The organism is Thalassolituus sp. UBA2590, assembly GCF_002339775.1.
In the GTDB taxonomy this organism is placed as follows: Bacteria; Pseudomonadota; Gammaproteobacteria; order Pseudomonadales; family Oceanobacteraceae; genus Thalassolituus.
On the sequence record NZ_DDKU01000036.1, the window covers coordinates 1 to 5058 of the forward strand.

At 51.1% G+C, this 5058-nt stretch carries 5 protein-coding genes; 4 read left to right on the forward strand and 1 reads right to left on the reverse strand.

Translation table 11 applies throughout. The features are described from left to right. The 3 genes from B2067_RS03365 to B2067_RS03375 form a co-directional block, all read left to right on the forward strand. On the forward strand, positions 1-370 hold a 370-nt coding region (locus B2067_RS03365), incomplete at its 5' end, for a hypothetical protein (protein ID WP_301387442.1). 4 nt (positions 371-374) lie between these two features. Next, complete coding sequence (locus B2067_RS03370) at positions 375-1508, forward strand: tRNA-queuosine alpha-mannosyltransferase domain-containing protein (protein WP_301387444.1); 1134 nt, start codon at positions 375-377, stop codon at positions 1506-1508. Further along, positions 1487-2323 carry a CPBP family intramembrane glutamic endopeptidase gene (locus B2067_RS03375; RefSeq protein ID WP_301387445.1) on the forward strand — a complete coding sequence of 279 codons (837 nt, stop codon included), beginning with the start codon at positions 1487-1489 and terminating at the stop codon, positions 2321-2323. The genes B2067_RS03370 and B2067_RS03375 overlap by 22 nt, the downstream gene beginning before the upstream one ends. Positions 2324-2336: 13 nt before the next feature. On the opposite strand, the gene B2067_RS03380 is transcribed toward B2067_RS03375, so the two are convergent. Next, a complete protein-coding gene (locus B2067_RS03380) occupies positions 2337-3812 on the reverse strand; it encodes a RimK family protein (protein WP_301387446.1) in 1476 nt (491 codons plus the stop codon). A 189-nt stretch (positions 3813-4001) separates the two neighbouring features. On the opposite strand from B2067_RS03380, the gene B2067_RS03385 reads away from it, so the two are divergent. Next, positions 4002-5058, forward strand: a 1057-nt coding sequence (locus B2067_RS03385; RefSeq protein ID WP_301387447.1) for a GNAT family N-acetyltransferase/peptidase C39 family protein, incomplete at its 3' end; no start/stop codon positions are given.

The window sequence follows — 5058 nt, forward strand, 5'->3', positions numbered from 1 at the left end:
CAGCAAACCGTCGAGAGGCGCCTCTGAAGCGGAGTTACAAGGGATGGCCGATGAGCTTTCTCGCAGTAATGACAAAATTCGTGTGCAGCGTGACCTGAAAAATGCGAAGAAGAAGCTTAGCGACCTGCAACAGGAACGTGAGCGCATGATCAAAGAAAAATCCGAGCTGGCGAAGTCCATTGCGGGGCCAAATGCCCGCAACCGCGCTCAAGCCATTGTTGATGAGATGAAAACTGGTGCAGACCGCTATAATGAGCAGATACGCCAGCAACGAGAGAATATCTCCGGACTCGAAAAACGCTTGTCGGAAATTAACCAGGCGTCTGACTCCGCCAAGCAGGAGCTTGACCGCTCGCAAATGGCGATCTGAGTAAATGCCCGAGCGTCCTCTGGTCTGGCTGCTGTCAGCATATCGTTCCGAAAGTCACGCCAGTTGGGTTAACTGGCTCTCGAATCAGCAGGACCGCCCGGTGCGGCTTCGAATCTTCGAACTTCCTGGCCGCTACTTCCGCTGGCGTATCCGGGGCAATCCCCTGTCGTGGATGGTGGAGTTTAGGGACGCACTCCAGCAAGAGCAGCCCCATCATATTCTCGCAACATCCATGGTGGATATTGCCACCATCAAAGGGCTGCACCCTGAACTGGCAGGTATTCCTGTCACTCTGTATTTCCACGAGAACCAGTTTGCTTACCCGGTGGGGGACCGTCAGCACTCGTCGATTGACCCTCAGATGGTTCAGTTATACGGGGCTCTGACATCGGAACGTTGTTTGTTTAATTCGCGTTTTAATCTTGAGTCCATGCTGGAGGGAGTTACAGAGCTTCTGCGTAAGTTACCTGATGCCATCCCCGACCATGTTGTTGATGAGTTACGAGCGAAGAGTTCGGTTTTACCTGTCGCTGTCGATACAGTAAATACTGATACGATTCCAGCGCAACCAGGCACGATGCCGATGATTCTCTGGAATCACCGCTGGGAATACGACAAGCGTCCGGATCGATTCGAAGCAGTGCTTGATACGTTAGCTAATCGCGGCGTAGATTTTCAGTTGGCGCTGTTGGGGCCGCGACCTGAGAAGGTGCCGGGCGAACTGTCTGCGATACGTGAGAAGCACGCCGCACGGATTGTTGCCGATGGTATGGTGCCGCGGGCTGAGTATGAAACCTTATTAAAGCGTGCTCGGGTTGTGATCAGCACAGCAGATCATGAGTTTCAGGGGCTATCGATGATTGAAGCCGTGAGTGCTGGCGCAATGCCTGTAGTCCCTGACGCGTTATGCTATCGCGAACAATACCCAGGCCGCTTTCGATATTCGCCCGGTAATATTGATGACGCGACCGACCGTGTGTGTGACGCACTTCAAGAGAACAGTGCGGTGGATATTTCTCGTTGGACCGCGAGCCATACGGGCGAACTATGGCGTAATTTAATGATGTACTTTAGTTTGCCTGTAGGGGCTATTGAAGACACAAATGGAACAGCAGCATGGGATTTTTACACTGGCTGACGCCGGGATTTCTTTTCAGCCAACTCAATGCAATTGATGAAGAGCGTAAACCGGCCGGTTTATCGCCTGCGGAAGAAGCGAAAGAGCGTATACGTGTCTGGCAGATCATCGGTATTGCCTGTGTGTGTCTGCTTCTGGTGCATTACGGAAAATACAGCAGTAACCTGACCGCGCTGGTGAAGTGGTTTTCCGAAGTGATGTCTGATCCCTCGATATATCGTGACTACCATCGTTACGAATATCGGGAGTTGTTAGGGTATATCTGGTGGGGAGGCATTAATTTACTCGGATTCCTGATCATCCCGATGCTTGCTATTCGGTTCTGGTTTAAAGATTCATTGCGTGAATACGGGTGGCAGTGGGGAAGTGTGCATCATCACTGGCGTGGTTACGTCCTGTTAGCCTCGCCCATTATGATCTTTGCCATTATCGCCAGTTTTGGTGATGACTTTTCGCAACATTATCCCTTCTATAACCGCGCACATCGAAGTTGGTTTGATCTGTTAAGTTGGGAAGTGATCTACGTTTTGCAATTTATTGCTGTCGAGTTCTTTTTCAGGGGGTATCTGGTCAATGGACTCAAGCGCCAGTTCGGTAGTCTGTCGATTGCGGTGATGTGTTTGCCGTACTTGATGCTGCACTTTCCGAAGCTTTGGCCGGAGTCTTTTGGCGCGATTCTTTTTGGCTTCTTTCTTGGAGTGTTGGCTCTGATGTCACGTTCCATCTGGGGCGGTGTGATGGTGCATGTGTCGATTGCCTTAATGATGGATATCGCTGCCTTGATACAGACAAAAGGGCTTCCGCAACACTGGTAGAAGGATGGGCGCTTCAGCGCCCGTTAACGTCCTCCAGCCTTGCCAGAAATGTCTGCATGATTTTCTGATAAAGTGCCGTACCTTCATGAAGGTCTTCAACGCCTTTGTCTATGCTTGGGTTGTCGTTGACCTCAATGACAACGACCCGATCACCGCTGGATTTCAGGTCAACCCCATAAAACCCATCTCCCATACAGCGCGCTGCTTTTAATGCGGTTTTGATGACTTTTTTAGGCACATCATTAATAGCAAAGGCATCAGCATTCCCAGAACTGTTCGATTTTGATCGGGCACTGTGGTTGTAAATCTGCCAATGACTTTTGGCCATAAAATACCGGCAGGCATAGATGGCTTCACCATTCAGAACACCAATACGCCAGTCGTACTCGGTTGGCATAAATTTCTGCAGTAAGAGCAAGGCAGAGCGTTGACCAAGGCGACTGATACACTCTTGTAGCTCCTCCCGTGTTTTTGCTTTTTCTACACCAATTGAGAAGGCGCCGTCTGGTACTTTCACGATGATCGGAAGTTCCAGCTCTTCGATGAGGTGATCGATGTTATAGTCTTGCTGAGTCATCAATAGCCGCGTTTCTGGTGTGTCTACCTGATGCAGTTGCAAGCACTCGTGGAGGTAGACTTTGTTAGAGCAGCGCATAATGTCGCGAGGGCTGTCGATAACGACGAGCCCAGCATTTTCAGCCTGTTGTGCAATGCGATACGTGTGATGATCGACGTTTGTCGTTTCACGGATAAAGAGTGCATCGTATTCTGCAATTCTATGGGCTTCTTTCCATGTGATCAGCTCAACGTTTAAACCAATGTCTTTACCGGCTTTTTCAAATGCAGTTAATGCGCCTTTATTGGAGGGCGGCAGTTGCTCCTCTGGGTTGACCAGAATCGCCAGATCATATTTATAACGCTTGTTGATGCGTTTAAGCCGCCATATTTTCGAGCTGAACGTGTCCAGAGACTCTGCAAACCGGGTCTGATCGCTTTCGTTGAGCTCGTTGATTGCAACGACGTTTAACGAGGCGATGATCCACAGGTTTTCGTGCACGCGTTGAAGCTTGGCATCGAATACAGGGAAGGCAAATGTCTCGAACAGTTTGCGGGCAACTGGCTTCAGAGAAGCGTTCTCTGTTTGTCCGAAATACACGCGTAGGTGCACAAGGTCTGCGTTATTTTTGCCTGAGCGTCGGTCAGCTTCGAGAATGCGGCTGGTTTTCGTCGGAAGCGGCTGCCCCTGCTCGAAATTGTTTAGTTCACGAATGGCACGAACGCCGGGGAACACCTGGCCGCCGCGCGCCTCAGCGAGAAGCGAGCCGTAGTATCCCGTACTCAGATAAGAGTAATCCGAGCATAGGTTGATAACATAGCCGCGAGCCTCGGTCTGCCCAGCCAGAAAGTCGCCAATGGTGATGACCTGACGGGTTGGGTAGTAGGGCTGCCAGTCACTGAGCTGGTCAACGAGTACGAGCAGTGGCTTCATGTATTGGTGACTCTTTGTGTATTAGAAAATGAAAAACTGAGCCAGATGATAGTTCTCGCTGGCGCATCACAACATCAAGTTTTTCTTCTCGTCTGGAGTGATATTTCTCGTGAGCACAGCCGTAGCGATTCGCTGTGTTCAGTTCTACTATGCGCCTTCAGATTGCTGTTTCATTTTTAGGTTCAGTATATGACGTTTCGTTTAGCCACATCGGCAGATGTTCCCGCGTTATCGGCTATTGAAGAGGAGGCCTTTCCGGGCGACCGGCTGACGCCTCGTCGTTTTCGCCATTTCATTCGCTCCAGCCACTCTGAGTTATGGGTACATGAAGACGAAAATGGTCTTCAGGCGTACATCCTGGTGCTGTTCCATCGTGGCACTTCGTTGGCGAGGCTGTATTCCATCGCGGTTTCAGCTAGGGCACGAGGGCGTGGACTTGCGCGTCAGCTACTGGATCATGCTGAGGCTCAGGCCATGCTCCGCGGAGTATTTTTCATGCGCCTGGAGGTTCGTGATGATAATGAGGGCGCTCTGTACCTCTATGAATCTACCGGGTATCGGAGAATTCGCTTCCTGCCCGGTTACTACGAAGACGGCAGTGCGGGCTGGAGACTGGAGAAACACCTGAGCACGATGCGTGTCGTTCCTCAGGAGTTGCCTTTCTACGGTCAGACAACGCCTTTTACGTGCGGTCCGTCAGCGTTGATGATGGCGATGCGCAGTCTACAGTCAGAGTTTCAGTTGTCGCGTATTTGTGAACTGAATATCTGGCGGGAGGCGACAACCATTTACCTGACGACTGGCCATGGAGGTTGCTCTGCTCAGGGGCTGGCTCTTGCAGCTCAGACGCGCGGGTTTGATGCCAGCATCTGGGTGTCGGATGAGTCAGTTCCCTTTATTGAGGGCGTACGGAATGAGCATAAACGTGAAGTTCTGCGCCTTGTCAGTGATGACTTCAGTCAGCGCTGCGAACGTGCGGGGATATCCTCGGAGGTGTCGCAGTTTACGGTCGAAACACTCCGAGAGGCTTTGAAATCCGGCCATCGTATTCTGCTCTTAATCAGTACGTACCGGATGAACCGGAACAAGGCACCGCACTGGGTGTGGTTGGTCGCGATAGATGAAGATTTTGCTTACATCAATGACCCTGATGTCGATGATACGCTGGATCAGGCGGCGGTCGATAATATCTATGTGCCTGTGAGTCTGGAGAATCTGGCGGCGATGTGTCAGTACGGCAGCCGCC

Bases quoted from the DNA above. Each gene is read 5' to 3' on its own strand.
- B2067_RS03370 (WP_301387444.1), top strand. From the start codon at position 375: ATGCCCGAGCGTCCTCTGGTCTGGCTGCTGTCAGCATATCGTTCCGAA.
- B2067_RS03375 (WP_301387445.1), top strand. From the start codon at position 1,487: ATGGGATTTTTACACTGGCTGACGCCGGGATTTCTTTTCAGCCAACTC.
- B2067_RS03380 (WP_301387446.1), bottom strand. From the start codon at position 3,812: ATGAAGCCACTGCTCGTACTCGTTGACCAGCTCAGTGACTGGCAGCCC.